Source organism: Pseudomonas sp. NPDC090208, assembly GCF_044746785.1.
GTDB lineage: Bacteria > Pseudomonadota > Gammaproteobacteria > Pseudomonadales > Pseudomonadaceae > Aquipseudomonas.
The window spans coordinates 417,487-433,859 of the sequence record NZ_JBIVCU010000004.1; the positions used below are offsets into that span (position 1 = coordinate 417,487).

A 16,373-nucleotide genomic window follows, 5' to 3' on the forward strand; every position below is an offset into this window, starting at 1 on the left:
TGACCAAATCAGCATCAGGAACCTTTGCATCCATAACAACAAAAGGAAGGACGTAATGAGGAAAACGCTTATCCCTGCTGTAGGACTGACCCTGTTGGCCGCCGCCCTTCAGGCGAACGCCGCTGGCCTTTCCAGTGAACACGGCGCTTTCGGCACCCTGCCGGACGGCACTCAGGTCGAGAAATACACCCTGCGCAACAGCCTCGGCATGCAGGCCACGGTGATCACCTATGGCGGCACGCTGCAATCGCTGCTGGTGCCGGACAAACACGGCAAGGCCGAGGATGTGGTACTCGGCTTCGACGATCTGGATGGCTACCTCAAAGGCACTGCCTACTTCGGCGCCACCATCGGCCGCTTCGGCAACCGCCTGGCGAATGGTCAGTTCAAACTCGACGGCAAGACCTATCAGGTGCCGCAGAACGACAAGACCAACGCCCTGCACGGCGGCACCAAGGGTTTCGACAAGCAGGTCTGGAAAGCCGAGCCGGTCAAGGGCAAGGATTCGGTCGGAGTCAAGCTGACCTACGTGTCGGCGGACGGTGAAATGGGCTTCCCCGGTACGCTGAAGACCGAAGTCACCTACAGCCTCAACGACAAGAACGAGCTGCGCATCCAGTACCACGCCACCACCGACAAGCCGACGGTGCTGAACCTGACCAACCACAGCTATTTCAACCTGGCCGGCGCGGGTAATGGCGACATTCTCGATCAGGTCGCCATCGTCAAGGCGTCGCATTACACGCCGGTCGACGTCAAACTGATCCCCACCGGCGAATTGCCCGTCGTGGCCGGCACGCCGTTCGACTTCCTCAAGCCGGTGGCGTTCGGCAAGCGCATCCGCGAAGACAACCAGCAGCTGAAATTCGCCGAAGCGACCCAGGGCGGCTACGACCATAACTGGGTGCTGGACACCAAGGGCAAGGTTTCGGCACTGGCCGCCGATATCGTCGATCCGAAATCCGGGCGCCGCCTGCAACTGTTCACCAGCGAGCCGGGCGTGCAGCTCTACACCGGCAACTTCCTGGACGGCACCGTCAAGGGCAAGGGCGGCAAGATCTACCCGCACTGGGGCGCCTTCACCCTGGAAACCCAGCACTACCCGGACTCGCCGAACCAGCCGAAATTCCCGTCCACCCGACTGGATCCGGGCAAGGCCTACACTCAGACCACGGTGTTCAAGTTTCTGAGCAAGTAACCCGCGCCGACGGCTTTTGGCTCTGGCCGAAGGCCGTGGGAGGGAGCTCTGCTCGCGAATGCGTCAGCTCAGACACTGCAGCGTTGACTGAAAAGACGCTTTCGCGAGCAGGGCTCCCTCCCACAAAAACAGTCTGCATGACTTGCCAGCAACGCCTGCATCACCCGCCCCATCCACTTGCCCTCATCTGCCCGCAACGCTTCCTCCATCTGTACCAATTGCAACCGTCTGGCACCGGATAGAGCATTTCGACTGAATTTTCCGCAGCGTCGCGACTCACTGAAATGTCAGCGACTGATAGGGAGGTTCGCGAGAGTGGCACAGTACAAGCATTTCAGAATCGATTACCTGCTTCACGGCAAGTACAAGAGCTTCTACATCAGCGCCGAAGCCATGGACAACGCATCCGCCTGGCATTGGGCTTCCGTGGATGCCGGCTTCGGGCAGATACCGAAATACCGCTCGGACAAAGTGCCGAAGGTCAGCAAGCCGAAGGCCGAGCAACTGGGCCTGACCGATGTCGAGTGGGCGGAGTCCTGATTCACATTCATCCCGGTGCGCGGCAGCCCTGCCTCGCACCCGACTGCACGCCAGCCAACAGCAGATCCGCAATCTGCGGGCATTCGCACAGACCGGCTTGAGCCATTGACCGACACACCCCCGCCACACGCCTCACACCAGGCGCTCTGGTGCCGGTCCAACGCTCCGCCACACGCTCTCGCCATCCACACCGGCACCGCCACGGCCGCTGGCACATCCCCTGCAATCTTCACTTTACGCCCGGGCTTTACCCGCGCGCCCCTACCTCTGCGTCGGCAGCACAGCACCGGACCGATGCCCATCGAGAACCCGCAATGACCCTGTCCCGTTTCATTCGCCGCAGCCTGACTGCGCTGGCCCTGATCACCCCCATGGCGCATGCCGCCGACCCCGTCACCCTCGTCGTGGGCGACCAGAACTACTACAACGTGCGCGCCTCGGTGGAGGCATCCGGCGTGCTCAAGGACGCGCCTTACACCGTTGAATGGAAGCACTTCCAGTCCGCCGCGCCGGTTGCCGAAGGCCTTGAGGCCGGGGCATTGGACCTGGGCTTTCTCGGGGATTCAGGGTTTATCTTTCTGGCGGCCAAGGGCGCTCCGGTGAAACTGATCGGCGTCTCGCGGCAGAACCCCGACACCATCGCCCTGCTGGTGCCGAAGGACTCGCCCGCCAAGACCATCGAAGACCTCAAGGGCAAGAAAGTCGCCTACTGGCCCGGCGCCTGGAGCCAGCAATTGACCTTGCGCGCGCTGGAGAAAGCCGGCCTGCCGAAGGATTACGTGGAGTTCGTCAAACTCATGCCGATCGACGCTGCCGCCGCACTGCCACAGGGCAGCATCGACGCCTTCCCGGTATGGGAACCCTACATCTCGCAACAACAGGTGTTTTCCGGGGCGCGGCCAATCATCACGGCTCGTGGCCTGATGCCGGGCTTGTCTAGCATCGCCGCCAACGCCCGCTCTATCGAGCCGAAACGCGCCGCCATCAGCGATTTCCTCGCACGCCTGCAGAAAGCGCGGGCCTGGGTGCAGGCCAACAAGGAAACCTACGCGGACTTGTGGGCGAAAAAGGCCAATCTGGATCAGGCGGTGTCACGGCACTGGATCGGCCAGGCCGACATGAGCGTCGGTCCCGTGGACAAAAGCGCGGCAGCGGACTATCAGGGCACCGCCGATTTCCTCGTGCAGACCGGTGCGCTGCCCAAGGCATTCGACGTCGGCAGCGTGATCGATACGTCGTTCAACGGGGCGTTTCACTGAACATTTTCTGACGATTGGCGGGCTGTATCAGCGCCATTGGCGAAACTGATCATTAAACGATCATTCTGGGTCAGCCCTTGGATTTATTGGCATGCAGCCAGTTATCCACAGAGATATTCACGTTTTCCGTGGACAACTTTTTCAACGATATGGCGTTGACTTTCAAAGCATTCCGGCTACCGCTTCATCGCTCTGCGCGGTTGGGCGGTGGCTCTTTTCAAAAGTAGCGCGCCCATCGCATTACAGCGATAAAAAATCTGCTTTTCCTGCGACGGATATTTCTGCCCACGCCGTTTAACCCTTCAACTGCGCTCACCATCGAGTGCAGGTTTGAAGGAGTTGTCATGAGCGTCTCACGATCTCTGGCGAAAATTCGCTATGCCTTGATCATCCCTTTGGCCCTCGCAGCGCTGGCGGGCACACCGACCTTCGCGCAGGCCGACGTCATCATTCGCCAGGCGCCACCGCCCATGCGCATGGAGCCGATGCCCGGTCCGCGCCATGGCTACGCCTGGGACCGAGGCCACTGGCGCTGGGATGGACGCGGTTATGTCTGGGCGCCGGGCCACTGGCAGCGGGTCCGTCGTAACGCCCAATGGCAACCGGGACACTGGGAATCCCGCGGACCGAACTGGTACTGGATAGAAGGTCGTTGGGTGCGCTGAACCAATGGCGGGGAAGTGGTCTGTAGTTACAGGATATTTCAGCCTTTCCCCGCCAGCGCCGAAAGGGCTCTGGCAACCTGTAACCAGACCGAGTACCACCCGATTGAAAGAAACTGATCCGGACCTTGAGCTGCTGGCCCGCATCGGCAACAACGAAGCGGACGCCGTCAGGGAAATGGTGACACGCAAGCTGCCGCGATTGCTGGCACTGGCCGGTCGCCTTCTGGGCGATGCCGAAGAAGCCCGTGACGTGGCGCAGGACAGCTTTCTGCGCATCTGGAAAATTGCCGCGAGCTGGCGTAGCGGTCCGGCCAGGTTCGACACCTGGCTGCACCAGGTCACACTCAATCTGTGCCGTGATCGCCTGCGCAAGCGCAAGATCCTCGCCCTCGACGATGGCTCGCAAGCCCTGACCATCGTCGATGAAGCACCCCCGCCCGAAGCGCTGCTTCAGGCCGAAGCGCAACGCAAGGAGATGGATGCGGCACTGGCCGCCCTGCCGGACCGCCAGCGCGAAGCGATCGTGCTGCAGTACTATCAGGACCTGTCGAACATCGAAGCCGCCGCACTGATGCAGATCAGTGTCGAGGCACTGGAAAGCCTGCTGGCGCGGGCTCGACGCAACTTACGCAACCACCTTGCCGCCACCGACGACAGGGTCCGCTCAGGGAGGGAGAAGCGATGACGCCCGAACGTTTCGTTCATCTGGCCGAAGCCTATGGCGCCGACCTGCGGCGCTGGCCTGCTGCCGAGCGTAGCGGCGCGCAGACACTGATCGCGCGGGGTGACGCCTGCGTGCTCGACGCCCTGCATCAGGCGCGCTGGCTCGACAGTCGGCTGGACTCGCACCAGGCCCTGCTGGCCGACCCGCTGCTGAAGACCCGGATCGCCACATCGGCGCTCGCTGAACCTCGCCCATCGTGGTGGTCACGTCACGCCGAGTGGTGGTCACGGCTTGGCTTTCTGGGTGCTGGCCTTGCCGGCATCGCGGCGGGCATGCTGGTCATGTCGCTGCAACTGCCGCTGGCAGACTCGTCCGAGGTCCTGCCGAGCGTGTTCGATCATGGCGACATCGAATGGATACTGGGCGTCGACGCCGAGGAGGACCAACCATGAGCCGCACGCCCACACGCCTGAAAACCGGCCTCGTCGCATCATTGCTGCTCAACGTGTTTCTGGTCGGAGGCATCGCTGGCGGCCTGTTCCAATGGTCGAACCAGAAAGCACCAGCCGCCCCCGTCATCCAGCCAGGACTGGGCAAGGCATTGGCGCAGTTACCCGACACCCGCCGCCATCAACTGCGACAGATGCTGCGCGAGACGCGCAAGGAAAATCAGCCACTGATCCTCGCCAGCCGCCAGGCACACCAGGACGTACTGCAACGCCTGCAAGCGCCGGAGCTGGACCGCTCGGCACTGGATGCAGACCTCGACCGTGCGCGCACGGCCGACATCACCTTGCGCAGCCGGGTCGACGCGACCCTGGCCGAATTCGCCGGCAGCCTGCCGGTAGATGAACGCAAAACCCTGGCTCAGGCACTGGCAGCGCGCCACCCGGCACTCGGCCGCTCGCTGCAAAAGGACTGAGTCGCCGCGACGGATTGTTTCAAGTGCTGCGTTTAACCCTTGTATTCATCGCCCTTCAGGCGATCGAGCGTCGAGACAAGGACTTTTTATGCAGCAATTTGCCAAGGCCACCCTGCTGGCCATCGCCGTGACTCTGTCTGTTTCCGGCTGCGTCGTTGAACGCCCTCGCCCACACCGCCCGCCGCCACCGGTGGAAGTGGTGCCAGTGATGCCAGCGCCCGGTGCGCAGTGGGTGGCCGGCCATTACCGCTGGGCCGGCAATCAGTGGTTGTGGGTTCCGGGACACTGGCGCCGCTACTGACACACGACAGCATCAGGCCAATTGTCCCTTGGCCTGTTGCTCCTTGGCCTGTTGCTCCAGTTGCACCTGCAATTGCGGGTCAAGCTGCAGCGCAGCCGCCAGCTCATCCAGGTAGCCGCGCTCGGCATCGTCCGGAACGCCTGTCAGCATGACGCTGGCCAGGTACATCTCGGCGGCGATACCCGCTTCGTTCTCCGCCGCCGAGGCAACCTCACGCGCGTCCAGCGGCTTGGCCACTTCATCGTTCAGCCATTGCTTAAGCTGCGGATCGTCGGCATGACGCGCCAACTCGGTACGGATCATCTGCCGCTCTTGCTCGTCGATGCCGCCGTCAGCCTTGGCCGCCGCGATCAACGCCCGCAGAATCGCATGGCTATGGGCTTCGGCCTCGGCACCTGAGAGCTGATCCACGGTCTGCGGCGGCTCTTGTGACACCGACGCCTGTTGTTGCTGCCAGCTTTGAAAAGCCTGATACGCCATCATGCCCAACGATGCCAGCATGGCGTAATTGGAGCCACCGGAGCGGGCTTGCCCACTTCCGGGCGCACTGCCCGGTCCGTCGCCGAGCAAGCCTCCCAACAAGCCGCCGAGCCCAACTCCCGCCGAGCCTGAACCGCCGCCCAACAGACCGCCGAGCAAGTCACCCAGACCACCTTGTCCTCCAGCACTCGCACCCTGTGCGGACGCGGAGCCCTGCCCCGCGCGCAACAGTTGTTCAAGCAGATCACTTGTGTTCATGACGCTGTCCTCATCCATTAAGAAACAACCTCCCCGAACAAACGATAGTCCCGCCGGGCCTTGCCGCCACGACCGTCCGGCTGACGCCCGCCGCCTGAATACGGGCGCTTCAGGCTGCGGATGCCGTGTTAGGATCGACCGCCATCACACATTCAAGGAACGAGGACATGCTGCAACGGCAGACATTCGATGCATTTCTGTTCGATATGGACGGCACCCTGACCAACTCGGTAGCGGCGGCTGAACGGGTCTGGACACGATGGGCGCAGAGCAAGGGCGTCAACGTTGCGGAACTGCTGGCGAGCATCCATGGCGTACGCTGCATCGACACCCTGCGGCGCCTGAACCTGCCCGGCGTCGACCCGGAACGCGAAGCCGAAGCACTCACCCAGGCGGAAATAGACGATGTGGAAGGCGTGCTGGCCATTGATGGCGCGGCAGCTTTTCTTGCGGCGCTACCACCGACACGCTGGGCCGTAGTGACATCGGCGCCGCGCATTCTGGCCGAGCGCAGGATTCTGGCGGCAGGCCTGCCGCTGCCGGAGGTCATGGTCACCGCCGAAGATGTCAGCCACGGCAAACCGGCGCCTGACTGCTTTTTGCTGGGCGCACAACGTCTGGGCGTGGACGCCAGGGATTGTCTGGTCTTCGAAGATGCCCCGGCCGGCATCGCCGCTGCCGAAGCGGCCGGTGCACACGTCATGGTAATCACCACCACCCACAGCCACCCGCTGGACACCCGCCACCCGACACTGGCGAGTTACGACACCTATACGGTCACTGTCGATCAACAGGGCGCGCTGCGCCTCGACGCACGCTGAGACGGCACTGGGTCACGCTTCGCGCAATACCCGCGCCAGCGTGGCCTTGACTGTGCCGATACCGGCCTGCAACGCCTGTTCGATGGCAGCCATGGTGATCACTGTGCTGCACTTTCCGGCCGCCGGATTCACCACCAGCGCCAGGCAGGCATAATCCAGCTCCAACTCACGAGCCAGCGCCGCCTCCGGCATGCCGGTCATGCCAACGATGTCGCAGCCGTCACGCTCAAGACGCAGGATCTCCGCCGCGGTTTCCAGGCGCGGCCCCTGGGTGCAGGCGTATACGCCGAAATCGCTGTGGGCAAAACCTTCCGCCTGCAGCGCCGCGATCAGTTGCGCACGCAGCGACTCGCTGTACGGGTGGCTGAAATCGATATGGGTGACCTGCTCCAGATCATCGGCGAAGAAGGTGTGCTCACGACCACTGGTGTAATCCACCAGATCGTGAGGCACACACAAATGACCGGTGCCCATGGCCGGATGAATCCCGCCCACTGCGTTCACCGCCAGAATCGCCTGCGCACCGGCCTGCTTCAACGCCCAGAGATTGGCCCGGTAGTTGACCTTGTGCGGGGGGAAACGGTGGGGATGACCATGACGGGCGAGAAACATCACCTCGCGCCCGGCGTACTCGCCCAGTTGGATGTCGCCGGAGGGTGCGCCATAGGGCGTGTTCATGGGCAGCGATTGACGAATCGTCAGACCTTCCAGCTGCGTCAGCCCGGTACCGCCGATAATTGCGTAAACCGCCATGGTCAGCTCCTCAGTCGATCAGTTGCGCCGCGCGCAGGGCGCCCATTGCCGCCAGCCAGCGTGGCTGTTGACGGTACTCGGTGCTGGCGATCCCCTGCCCGCGCATCCGGGCCATGCGCGCCGGCGGCGTGACTTTCAGCTTTTGCGCAGCGCTCAACGCCAGTTCGGCGGCGGCGCGGTCGTTGCACACCAGGCCCATGTCACAGCCTGCGCTCAGCGCCGCTTCGATGCGACTGGCAGCGTCGCCCACCACATGAGCACCGGCCATGGACAGATCGTCGCTGAAGATCACCCCATCAAAGCCCAGCTCACCGCGCAGAATCTCCTGCAGCCAGCGCCGGGAAAAACCGGCAGGCTGCGAATCGACCTGCGGGTAGATGACGTGCGCCGGCATCACCGCCGCCAACTGTTTGCTCAGTTGCGCGAACGGCAGCAGGTCGTTGGCACGAATGGTGTCCAGGCTGCGCTCGTCGGTGGGGATGGCGACGTGGGAATCTGCCTCGGCCCAGCCATGTCCGGGGAAATGCTTGCCGGTGGCCGCCATGCCGGCCTGATTCATTCCGCGAATGAAAGCACCAGCCAACACCACTGCACGCTGCGGATCGCCCTCGAAGGAACGGCTGCCTACGACCGCGCTGCGCTGGTAATCCAGGTCCAGCACCGGGGCAAAACTCAGGTCCAGACCGACCGCCAGCACTTCGGTCGCCATCAGCCAGCCGCACTGTTCGGCGAGGAGTTCGGCGTTGGGGTTATCGGCAATGGCACGCATCGCCGGCAGGCGCACGAAGCCCTGACGCAGGCGCTGCACACGGCCGCCCTCTTGATCCACCGCCAGCAGCAAATCGGGGCGAACCGCGCGAATGGACGCGCACAGCTCGCGGACCTGCCGCGGGCTGTCGATATTGCGTGCGAAAATGATCAGGCCACCCACCTCGGGCTGACGCAAAAACTGACGGTCCTCGGCGGTCAGCCAGGTACCGGCGATGTCCACCATCAGGGAGCCTTGCAGGCCAGAACTCATAGAAAGATCCTTCAACAACCATTGCTCAGTGCGGCATGGTGAGGGATCGTCGGGTGCGATGCAAATGCGCGCACCCGCAAGCAGGTCGGATCAGACCTTGGCAGGCACCGGCGCGGTGGATTTGCTGCGCGGCTTGAGCTGAGCGCTGATCATGGCAGCGTCGGTCACACCGGTTTCCGCGCGCATGCCGGCGGCGAGGAACGGCACCATCAGGCGCATGACCTGCTCGATGGACGTGCTGACCCCGAAATCGGTCTCGGCGATGGCACGCAGAGCCTTGATCCCGGACATGCTGAACGCTGCGGCACCGAGCATGAAATGCACGCGCCAGAACAGTTCGATCGGCGGAATGCGCGGTGCGGCCTCGTTGACCAGCAGCATATAGCGACGGAACACCTTGCCGTACATGTCTTCCAGATAACGACGCAAATGGCCCTGGCTCTGACTGAACGCCAGACCCAGCAAACGCATGAAAATGGACAGGTCATTGCCACTGCGTGGCTGCACGACCAGCGCCTGCTCGACCAGGATTTCCAGCAGCTCTTCAAGGGTCGGCTTGTGTTCAGGTCTGGCCTGACGACGTTCCAGCTCACGGTCGAGACTGATGCAGAACGGCCCGAGGAATCGCGAAAACACCGCCTGGATCAGCGCCTTCTTCGACCCGAAGTGGTAGTTCACGGCAGCGAGGTTCACCGACGCCTTGCTGGTGATAAGCCGCAACGAGGTTTCCGCAAAACCCTTCTCTGCGAACAGTTGCTCCGCAGCATCGAGAATTCGTTCAACAGTTTCCGACTGAGCCATTGGTTGATCGCCTGACAAACACTTGTTTGAAACATACGTTTCAGCCGACTGACTGTCAACCCTGGCCGTTCGTTTTCTGTCTGATCAGTCACGCCATTTAACCATACAAACCGGGGCTGTCAGCAGCCCTCGCGCAAGTCATGGAAGACTTCTCCGGCAGCCGTGTCACAGACCTGTCGAAAAGAACCATTGCCAAGCCTGGATCACTGTATATAATCCCAGTCACTGTATAAAAAGACAGAGCGATGCACATGATCAAACTGACGTCACGCCAAGCCGAGATTCTGGACTTCATCAAACGCTGCCTGGAAGACAACGGCTACCCGCCAACCCGTGCGGAAATCGCTCAGGAACTGGGATTCAAGTCCCCCAACGCTGCTGAAGAACACCTCAAGGCGCTGGCCCGCAAAGGCGCCATCGAGATGACCCCGGGCGCCTCCCGCGGCATCCGTATTCCCGGTTTCGAAACCACCAAGACCGAAGACAGCGGCCTGCCGATCATCGGCCGGGTCGCTGCCGGTGCGCCGATTCTCGCCCAGCAACATATCGAAGAATCGCTGGCGATCAACCCCGCCTTCTTTCACCCGAGTGCCGATTACCTGCTGCGCGTTCACGGCATGAGCATGAAGGATGTCGGCATTCTGGACGGCGACCTGCTGGCCGTTCATACCACCCGCGAAGCGCGCAACGGCCAGATCGTCGTGGCACGGATCGGCGAGGAAGTCACCGTCAAGCGCTTCAAGCGTGAGGGCAGCAAAGTCTGGCTGATCGCCGAGAACCCTGATTTCGCCCCTATCGAAGTCAATCTCAAGGAACAGGAACTGATCATCGAAGGGTTGAGCGTTGGCGTCATTCGCCGCTAAGGAGAACGTTTATGCAGTTCCCACAGACACCGCAACAACATGCACAACTGCCGCTGTTCGAAGCATTCATGATGCCCGGCGCACAGATGCTCGACGTTCCACTGCTTCAGGTACCTGCACTCGACGACACCGCCGAGAAGCCCTGGAGCAATGAACCCGAAGTCTTCAGTGAATTGTCATTGCGCGGCGCTGCGGGAAACTGCCTGAGCCTGCTGGCTCCAGTCCTTCGCGAACTCAGTCAGGACAGCAATGACCGCTGGCTGACCCTGATCGCTCCTCCAACCAGCGTGACCCAAGCCTGGCTGCGCGACGCCGGGCTGAACCGGGAACGCATTATTCTGATGCAGCCACGAGGCACACAAACCGCGCTGGAACTGACCCGCGAAGTGCTGCGTCTGGGCCGTAGTCATACCGTGGTGAGCTGGATCAATCCGATTTCCGGCAGTGCGCGCCAGCAACTGATCAGCGCCGCACGCAGCGGAAAGGCGCAAAGCCTGAACATCCGCCTGGGCTGATTCAATTAGACCGCTGTGCATTCAAGGCACAGGAATGCCGGGCTTCCCTGATTTCAGAGAAGCCACCGACCATGATGACGTGATGCTAATCCGGAAACGGATCAGTGCAGGACGCGAGGCCCCTCTTCTTCCTTGGTCAACTCGCCCTCAGCGAGGCGGCCGGCCATCTGCACACCAACGCTGAGCATCGCCTTGGCGACTTCGACGTGTTGGCCTTGCAGAAATGCCTTGGCATCCTCGGAGAAATTCAAGGTCACGAGCGACCCTTCATCCTCGGCGCGGCGCAGCTCGATGCGGCCGTCAGGCAGTTCGACAATTTCCAGAAAAGAGGTTGGCATCAGGACAGTTCTCCACGAAAGGCGGGCATTGTAACAGCCTGATGACGGAGTCCCTAGCCCACCTATCATTCTGTCTCAGCACTCGCTGAGCCCTTCACGGAAACGAATGGCCAGCCCTTTGAGCTGCTGACGCCAACTTTCCATCTCCTCACGGGTCAGCTCCGGCTCTGCATCGTCCTCAACGGGCACCGCAATGATCAACGGCTGAGTGACATCACCTTTCGGCTTTTTCGGCGCGCTAGGCGGCAGAAACAGAGCGTTGTAGGTCGCCAGCAATTGCGCCAGCCAGGTTTCCCGTTGCTGGGCCAGTTCGACCAACTCGGCCATTTCGGGAATGGCGATCGCTTCCAGCACCTTCGGGGTCAGCAGGTCTTCGGCACGTGGCGTTGCCGCCTGAGGCAGGCGATAGAAGCCGGCAATCTCATGGCACAGCCCCAGCAACGCGCCATACAGATGAAATACCGCCGATTCACGCTCGGCCTGCTCCAGACCCTGGGCATTGATTGCCCGGCTTTCTGTGGCCTTGGCCATGGCTTCCAGGGCCAGCCCTGCGAAAAACAGTTTCTGATTGGTGCGGGTATAGAGTTCGCGAGCCATGACAGTGGCCTCCACAATGAAATTTGAACGAGCATGCCAAGGCAAAAAAATCCCCCGATGCACCACGGCACATCGAGGGATTCTTTTAACGCAAAGCGCGGACGGTTGCCAGACGCTTACGGCTTACCGTCGAGCGATCAGCGCTTGTCTTCGATTTTCCAGTTGCCGCCGTCGTAGAACGCGCGCCAGCCAGTAGGCTTGCCATCAACTTCGGTCTGGACGTATTGCTCCTTGGACTTGCGGCTGTAGCGGATCACTGCCGGACGACCGTCAGGGTCTTTCTGCGGCGCTTCACAGAGGAAGTGATACTTCGGATCGATTTCGTGCTTGTGCGGCACGATTTCCAGCACCAGCGGCGCGCGGGTCTCGCGGTTTTTCGGGAACTGGCTGGCCGCCAGGAACAGACCGGAAGCACCGTCACGCAGGATGTAAGTGTCGTCGACCTTCTCGCACTTGAGCTCCGGCATTTTCACCGGGTCCATCTTCGGCGGCGCCGCTTCGCCGCTCTTGAGCAGCTTGCGGGTGTTCTTGCAGTTGGTGCAGCCAAAGAACTTGCCGAAACGGCCGGTCTTGAGCTGCATCTCGCCACCGCACTTGTCGCACTCGACGCTAGGGCCTTCGTAGCCCTTGATGCGGTAGTTGCCCTCTTCGATCTCATACCCGACGCAATCCGGGTTGTTGCCGCAGATGTGCAGCTTGCGCTTTTCATCCAGCAGGTACGCGTCCATCGCCGTGCTGCACACCGGGCAACGATGCTTGCCACGCAGCACGCGGGACTCGGACTCACCCTCGTCGTCTTCGGCGATCTCGTCACCCGGCGTCAGGTTGACGGTGGCTTTGCAACGCTCTTTCGGCGGCAGGCTGTAACCCGAGCAACCGAGGAACACACCGGTGGAGGCGGTACGGATCTGCATCGGACGACCGCAGACCTTGCACGGGATATCAGTCATCACCGGCTGGTTGGCGCGCATGCCGCTGTCGCTGGCTTCCGCCACTTCGAGTTTTTTCTTGAAGTCGCCGTAGAACTCGTCGAGCACGTTTTTCCAGTCGCGTTCGCCCTGGGCCACGTCGTCGAGGTTTTCTTCCATGCCGGCAGTGAAACCGTAGTCCATCAGGTTGGAGAAGCTCTCCCCCAGACGCTCGGTGACGATGTCACCCATCTTTTCCGAGTAGAAACGACGGTTGTGCAGCGCCACGTAACCGCGGTCCTGGATGGTCGAAATGATCGCCGCATAGGTCGATGGACGACCGATACCGCGTTTTTCCATTTCCTTGACCAGGCTGGCTTCCGAATAGCGCGCAGGCGGCTTGGTGAAGTGCTGGCTCGGGTCGAGCTTGATCAGCTTCATGGTGTCGCCCTGAGCCATGTCCGGCAGCACGTCGTCGTCACCCGGCTTGCTCATCTGCGGCAGCACGCGGGTGTAACCGTCGAACTTGAGGATACGACCCTTGGCACGCAGCTCGAACTCACCCGCAGTCACGCTGACGGTGGTCGACAGGTATTGCGCCGGCGGCATCTGGCAAGCGACGAACTGACGCCAGATCAGGTCGTACAGGCGCTCGGCATCACGCTCCATGCCCGACAGTTTGCTCGGGTGAGTGTTGACGTCGGAAGGACGAATCGCTTCGTGCGCTTCCTGTGCGCCTTCCTTGCTGCTGTAGACGTTTGGTGCGTCCGGCAGGTACTTCTTGCCGAATTCGCTTTCGATGTAGGTGCGCGCCATGGCGACTGCGTCGGCCGACAGGTTGGTCGAGTCGGTACGCATATAGGTGATGTAACCGGCTTCGTACAGACGCTGAGCCATCATCATGGTTTTCTTCACACCGAAGCCCAGACGGTTGCTCGCCGCCTGCTGCAGGGTGGAGGTGATGAACGGCGCCGACGGCTTGCTGCTGGTCGGTTTGTCTTCACGTTTGGCGATGCTGTAGGCGGAAACCTTGAGCTTCTCCAGGGCCGCCATGGCCTGGGCTTCGTTCAGCGGCTTGAAGGCCTCGCCGTTCTCTCTGGCGACTTCGAAGCGCACCTTGGCACCCTTGGTCGTGCCCAGGTCGGCGTGCACTTCCCAGTACTCTTCCGGGATGAACGCGCGGATTTCCCGCTCACGCTCCACCACCAGTTTCACGGCGACCGATTGCACACGACCGGCAGACAGGCCGCGGGCGATCTTCTGCCACAGCAGCGGCGAAACCATGTAACCCACGACGCGGTCGAGGAAACGACGGGCCTGCTGCGCGTTGACGCGGTCGATATCGAGCTCGCCCGGGCTGGAAAACGCTTCCTGAATGGCTTTCTTGGTGATTTCGTTGAACACCACGCGCTTGTAGCGATCGTCGTCACCACCAATGGCTTCGCGCAGGTGCCAGGCAATGGCTTCCCCTTCGCGGTCCAAGTCCGTTGCCAGGTAGATGGTGTCGGCATCCTTGGCCAGACGACGCAGTTCGTCGATCACCTTCTCCTTGCCGGGAAGGATTTCGTACTTGGCTTTCCAGCCGTGCTCCGGATCGACGCCCATGCGGGCCACGAGCTGACGCCGTGCCTTTTCCTTGGGCGACAGCGCCGGCGCCTCGGAAGCGGTCTTGCCGCGCTTGGCGGCAGGCTCTTTGGCGGCACTCGCCGAACCGCTGGTGGGCAGGTCTCGGATATGGCCGATACTCGACTTCACCACGTACTGGCTACCCAGATACTTGTTGATGGTCTTGGCCTTAGCCGGGGATTCCACAATGACCAGCGATTTGCCCATGGATCGGAAAATTCCTAATGCAAGAAAATAAGACGTTGGAGCCTTCAAGGCCCCGCTATATATAGTGGCTGCAAGGTGAGGTCAAGCAGAGGCTACTGCAAGGTCTCGCCTCACGACCTTGAAAAAAGGTCAGGTTCGGCCTTGACCAAAGCAAAGCGCGGCACTTGCTCGCCGTCAACCTCGACCGATTCCATAAACATGCTCAGCGGGCGAACCCACAGACCGAATTCGCCGTACAGAGCCTGATAGAACACCACCTCTTCCTCAGTCTCCGAATGCCTGGCGACACCGAAAACACGGTACTCGGGGCCTTTATAGTGGCGATACAGACCTGGCTGTAACTGCATGTTGCTTTCCTCACCGACCATCACGAAAAAAACTTGAAAAACATTTTCCGACAAAAACAAAAACCGGGGCACGAGGCCCCGGCTTGGACGCTCACATCAATCAGACCCGCTCGAAGACAGTGGTAATACCCTGCCCCAGACCGATACACATGGTCGCCACACCCAGCGTGCCGCCATTCTGCTTCATGACGTTGAGCAAGGTGCCGGAAATCCGCGCACCCGAGCAACCGAACGGGTGACCCAGGGCGATGGCACCGCCATGCAGGTTAACCTTCTGGTCCATCTTGTCGAGCACTTTCAAATCCTTCAGCACAGGCAAGGCCTGGGCAGCGAAGGCTTCGTTGAGCTCGAAGTAGTCGATGTCGGCAATGCTCAGACCCGCACGCTTGAGCGCTTTCTGGGTCGCCGGAACCGGGCCGTAACCCATGATTGCCGGGTCGACACCCGCCACTGCCATCGAACGAATCACTGCCATCGGCTGGATACCCAGATCCATCGCACGCTGACCGGACATGACGATCATGCACGAAGCACCGTCGGTGATCTGCGAAGAAGTACCTGCTGTCACCGTACCACCTTTCGGGTTGAAAGCCGGTTTCAATGCCGCGAGGCTTTCCAGAGACGTTTCCGGGCGAATGGTTTCGTCGAAATCGTACATCTTCAGGAAACCGTTTTCGTCATATCCCTGCATCGGGATGATTTCGTCCTTGAACTTGCCTTCCACGGTCGCCTGATGCGCCAGACGGTGCGAACGCACGCCGAACGCATCCTGCGCTTCGCGGGTGATGCCGTGCATCTTGCCCAGCATCTCGGCAGTCAGACCCATCATGCCCGAAGCCTTCGCGGCGTACAGCGACAGATGCGGGTTTGGATCGACGCCGTGCATCATGCCCACGTGGCCCATGTGCTCGACGCCGCCAATGACGAATACGTCACCATTGTTGCTCATGATCGCCTGAGCGGCCGTGTGCAGCGCGCTCATGGACGAGCCACACAGACGGCTGACGGTCTGCGCCGCCGACGTGTGCGGAATCTGGGTCATCAGCGACGCCATGCGCGCGATGTTCCAGCCCTGCTCCATGGTCTGGTTGACGCAACCCCAGATCACATCCTCGACTTCTGTCGGGTCGACCTTGCTGTTGCGCTCCAGCAGTTTGCTGATCAGGTGCGCCGACATGTCTTCGGCGCGGGTATTGCGGTGCATGCCACCCTTGGAGCGGCCCATCGGGGTGCGACCGAAGTCGACAATCACGACGTCTCTCGGATTCAAGCTCATATTTTCACCTGTT

General features: G+C 61.4%; 20 protein-coding genes. 11 read left to right on the forward strand and 9 right to left on the reverse strand.

Features of this window, described 5'->3' with window-relative positions; translation table 11 throughout:
- Positions 1-55 precede the first annotated feature (55 nt).
- From ACIPL0_RS10205 to ACIPL0_RS10240, 8 genes are all read left to right on the forward strand, one after another.
- Positions 56-1,198, forward strand: a complete 1,143-nt coding sequence (locus ACIPL0_RS10205; protein WP_400599808.1) for an aldose epimerase family protein — start codon at positions 56-58, stop codon at positions 1,196-1,198.
- 315 nt (positions 1,199-1,513) lie between these two features.
- Positions 1,514-1,738, forward strand: coding sequence for a DUF6555 family protein (locus tag ACIPL0_RS10210; protein ID WP_062382299.1), 225 nt, complete (start codon positions 1,514-1,516; stop codon positions 1,736-1,738).
- Between the two features lie 314 nt (positions 1,739-2,052).
- Positions 2,053-2,997, forward strand: a complete 945-nt coding sequence (locus ACIPL0_RS10215) for an ABC transporter substrate-binding protein (protein WP_400599807.1) — start codon at positions 2,053-2,055, stop codon at positions 2,995-2,997.
- Between the two features lie 344 nt (positions 2,998-3,341).
- The gene (locus tag ACIPL0_RS10220) at positions 3,342-3,662 is read left to right on the forward strand and encodes a YXWGXW repeat-containing protein (protein ID WP_400599806.1); all 321 of its coding nucleotides are present in this window, start codon (positions 3,342-3,344) and stop codon (positions 3,660-3,662) included.
- 103 nt (positions 3,663-3,765) lie between these two features.
- Positions 3,766-4,347 (forward strand): RNA polymerase sigma factor, encoded by a 582-nt coding sequence (locus ACIPL0_RS10225; RefSeq protein WP_400599805.1) that lies wholly within the window; start codon positions 3,766-3,768, stop codon positions 4,345-4,347.
- On the forward strand, positions 4,344-4,778 hold the full coding sequence (locus tag ACIPL0_RS10230; RefSeq protein WP_400599804.1) for a hypothetical protein: 435 nt from the start codon (positions 4,344-4,346) through the stop codon (positions 4,776-4,778). Before ACIPL0_RS10225 ends, ACIPL0_RS10230 begins: the two co-directional genes overlap by 4 nt.
- The gene (locus ACIPL0_RS10235) at positions 4,775-5,248 is read left to right on the forward strand and encodes a periplasmic heavy metal sensor (protein WP_400599803.1); all 474 of its coding nucleotides are present in this window, start codon (positions 4,775-4,777) and stop codon (positions 5,246-5,248) included. Before ACIPL0_RS10230 ends, ACIPL0_RS10235 begins: the two co-directional genes overlap by 4 nt.
- Before the next feature lie 88 nt (positions 5,249-5,336).
- Positions 5,337-5,549 (forward strand): hypothetical protein, encoded by a 213-nt coding sequence (locus ACIPL0_RS10240; protein WP_400599802.1) that lies wholly within the window; start codon positions 5,337-5,339, stop codon positions 5,547-5,549.
- A 12-nt stretch (positions 5,550-5,561) separates the two neighbouring features.
- Here ACIPL0_RS10240 and ACIPL0_RS10245 read toward each other — a convergent pair whose 3' ends face one another.
- Positions 5,562-6,287 (reverse strand): DUF533 domain-containing protein, encoded by a 726-nt coding sequence (locus tag ACIPL0_RS10245; protein WP_400599801.1) that lies wholly within the window; start codon positions 6,285-6,287, stop codon positions 5,562-5,564.
- A gap of 167 nt (positions 6,288-6,454) precedes the next feature.
- Here ACIPL0_RS10245 and ACIPL0_RS10250 point away from each other — a divergent pair, with 167 nt between their 5' ends.
- Positions 6,455-7,108: an HAD-IA family hydrolase gene (locus ACIPL0_RS10250; protein ID WP_400599800.1), complete on the forward strand. Its 654-nt coding sequence runs from the start codon at positions 6,455-6,457 to the stop codon at positions 7,106-7,108.
- A 12-nt stretch (positions 7,109-7,120) separates the two neighbouring features.
- On the opposite strand, the gene ACIPL0_RS10255 is transcribed toward ACIPL0_RS10250, so the two are convergent.
- The 3 genes from ACIPL0_RS10255 to ACIPL0_RS10265 form a co-directional block, all read right to left on the reverse strand.
- The gene (locus ACIPL0_RS10255) at positions 7,121-7,861 is read right to left on the reverse strand and encodes an S-methyl-5'-thioinosine phosphorylase (protein WP_400599799.1); all 741 of its coding nucleotides are present in this window, start codon (positions 7,859-7,861) and stop codon (positions 7,121-7,123) included.
- 10 nt (positions 7,862-7,871) lie between these two features.
- Positions 7,872-8,870: a beta-N-acetylhexosaminidase gene (gene nagZ, locus ACIPL0_RS10260; RefSeq protein WP_400599984.1), complete on the reverse strand. Its 999-nt coding sequence runs from the start codon at positions 8,868-8,870 to the stop codon at positions 7,872-7,874.
- A gap of 102 nt (positions 8,871-8,972) precedes the next feature.
- Entirely contained in the window at positions 8,973-9,683 is a 711-nt protein-coding gene (locus tag ACIPL0_RS10265) for a TetR family transcriptional regulator (protein WP_400599798.1), read from the reverse strand.
- Positions 9,684-9,934: 251 nt separating this feature from the next.
- Here ACIPL0_RS10265 and lexA point away from each other — a divergent pair, with 251 nt between their 5' ends.
- Together lexA and sulA are read left to right on the forward strand one after the other, a co-directional pair.
- Entirely contained in the window at positions 9,935-10,546 is a 612-nt protein-coding gene (gene lexA, locus ACIPL0_RS10270; protein WP_400599797.1) for a transcriptional repressor LexA, read from the forward strand.
- 11 nt (positions 10,547-10,557) lie between these two features.
- Positions 10,558-11,061, forward strand: a complete 504-nt coding sequence (gene sulA / locus ACIPL0_RS10275) for an SOS-induced cell division inhibitor SulA (protein WP_400599796.1) — start codon at positions 10,558-10,560, stop codon at positions 11,059-11,061.
- 101 nt (positions 11,062-11,162) lie between these two features.
- Here the strand turns inward: sulA and ACIPL0_RS10280 are convergent, their stop codons facing one another.
- The 5 genes from ACIPL0_RS10280 to fadA form a co-directional block, all read right to left on the reverse strand.
- Entirely contained in the window at positions 11,163-11,399 is a 237-nt protein-coding gene (locus ACIPL0_RS10280; protein WP_093467610.1) for a hypothetical protein, read from the reverse strand.
- A gap of 75 nt (positions 11,400-11,474) precedes the next feature.
- Complete coding sequence (locus tag ACIPL0_RS10285) at positions 11,475-11,996, reverse strand: DUF6586 family protein (protein ID WP_400599795.1); 522 nt, start codon at positions 11,994-11,996, stop codon at positions 11,475-11,477.
- Positions 11,997-12,133: 137 nt separating this feature from the next.
- Positions 12,134-14,737, reverse strand: coding sequence for a type I DNA topoisomerase (topA, locus tag ACIPL0_RS10290; RefSeq protein WP_400599794.1), 2,604 nt, complete (start codon positions 14,735-14,737; stop codon positions 12,134-12,136).
- Between the two features lie 110 nt (positions 14,738-14,847).
- The gene (locus tag ACIPL0_RS10295; RefSeq protein ID WP_400599793.1) at positions 14,848-15,084 is read right to left on the reverse strand and encodes a DUF1653 domain-containing protein; all 237 of its coding nucleotides are present in this window, start codon (positions 15,082-15,084) and stop codon (positions 14,848-14,850) included.
- A gap of 100 nt (positions 15,085-15,184) precedes the next feature.
- Positions 15,185-16,360: an acetyl-CoA C-acyltransferase FadA gene (gene fadA, locus ACIPL0_RS10300; RefSeq protein ID WP_400599792.1), complete on the reverse strand. Its 1,176-nt coding sequence runs from the start codon at positions 16,358-16,360 to the stop codon at positions 15,185-15,187.
- Positions 16,361-16,373 lie beyond the last annotated feature (13 nt).

Coding starts and splice junctions, on each gene's coding strand:
- ACIPL0_RS10215 (WP_400599807.1), top strand. CDS start 2,053: ATGACCCTGTCCCGTTTCATTCGCCGCAGCCTGACTGCGCTGGCCCTG.
- ACIPL0_RS10245 (WP_400599801.1), bottom strand. CDS start 6,287: ATGAACACAAGTGATCTGCTTGAACAACTGTTGCGCGCGGGGCAGGGC.
- ACIPL0_RS10255 (WP_400599799.1), bottom strand. CDS start 7,861: ATGGCGGTTTACGCAATTATCGGCGGTACCGGGCTGACGCAGCTGGAA.
- topA (WP_400599794.1), bottom strand. CDS start 14,737: ATGGGCAAATCGCTGGTCATTGTGGAATCCCCGGCTAAGGCCAAGACC.
- ACIPL0_RS10240 (WP_400599802.1), top strand. CDS start 5,337: ATGCAGCAATTTGCCAAGGCCACCCTGCTGGCCATCGCCGTGACTCTG.
- ACIPL0_RS10285 (WP_400599795.1), bottom strand. CDS start 11,996: ATGGCTCGCGAACTCTATACCCGCACCAATCAGAAACTGTTTTTCGCA.
- ACIPL0_RS10265 (WP_400599798.1), bottom strand. CDS start 9,683: ATGGCTCAGTCGGAAACTGTTGAACGAATTCTCGATGCTGCGGAGCAA.
- ACIPL0_RS10220 (WP_400599806.1), top strand. CDS start 3,342: ATGAGCGTCTCACGATCTCTGGCGAAAATTCGCTATGCCTTGATCATC.
- ACIPL0_RS10280 (WP_093467610.1), bottom strand. CDS start 11,399: ATGCCAACCTCTTTTCTGGAAATTGTCGAACTGCCTGACGGCCGCATC.
- fadA (WP_400599792.1), bottom strand. CDS start 16,360: ATGAGCTTGAATCCGAGAGACGTCGTGATTGTCGACTTCGGTCGCACC.
- sulA (WP_400599796.1), top strand. CDS start 10,558: ATGCAGTTCCCACAGACACCGCAACAACATGCACAACTGCCGCTGTTC.
- ACIPL0_RS10250 (WP_400599800.1), top strand. CDS start 6,455: ATGCTGCAACGGCAGACATTCGATGCATTTCTGTTCGATATGGACGGC.
- ACIPL0_RS10205 (WP_400599808.1), top strand. CDS start 56: ATGAGGAAAACGCTTATCCCTGCTGTAGGACTGACCCTGTTGGCCGCC.
- ACIPL0_RS10235 (WP_400599803.1), top strand. CDS start 4,775: ATGAGCCGCACGCCCACACGCCTGAAAACCGGCCTCGTCGCATCATTG.
- ACIPL0_RS10230 (WP_400599804.1), top strand. CDS start 4,344: ATGACGCCCGAACGTTTCGTTCATCTGGCCGAAGCCTATGGCGCCGAC.
- lexA (WP_400599797.1), top strand. CDS start 9,935: ATGATCAAACTGACGTCACGCCAAGCCGAGATTCTGGACTTCATCAAA.
- ACIPL0_RS10295 (WP_400599793.1), bottom strand. CDS start 15,084: ATGCAGTTACAGCCAGGTCTGTATCGCCACTATAAAGGCCCCGAGTAC.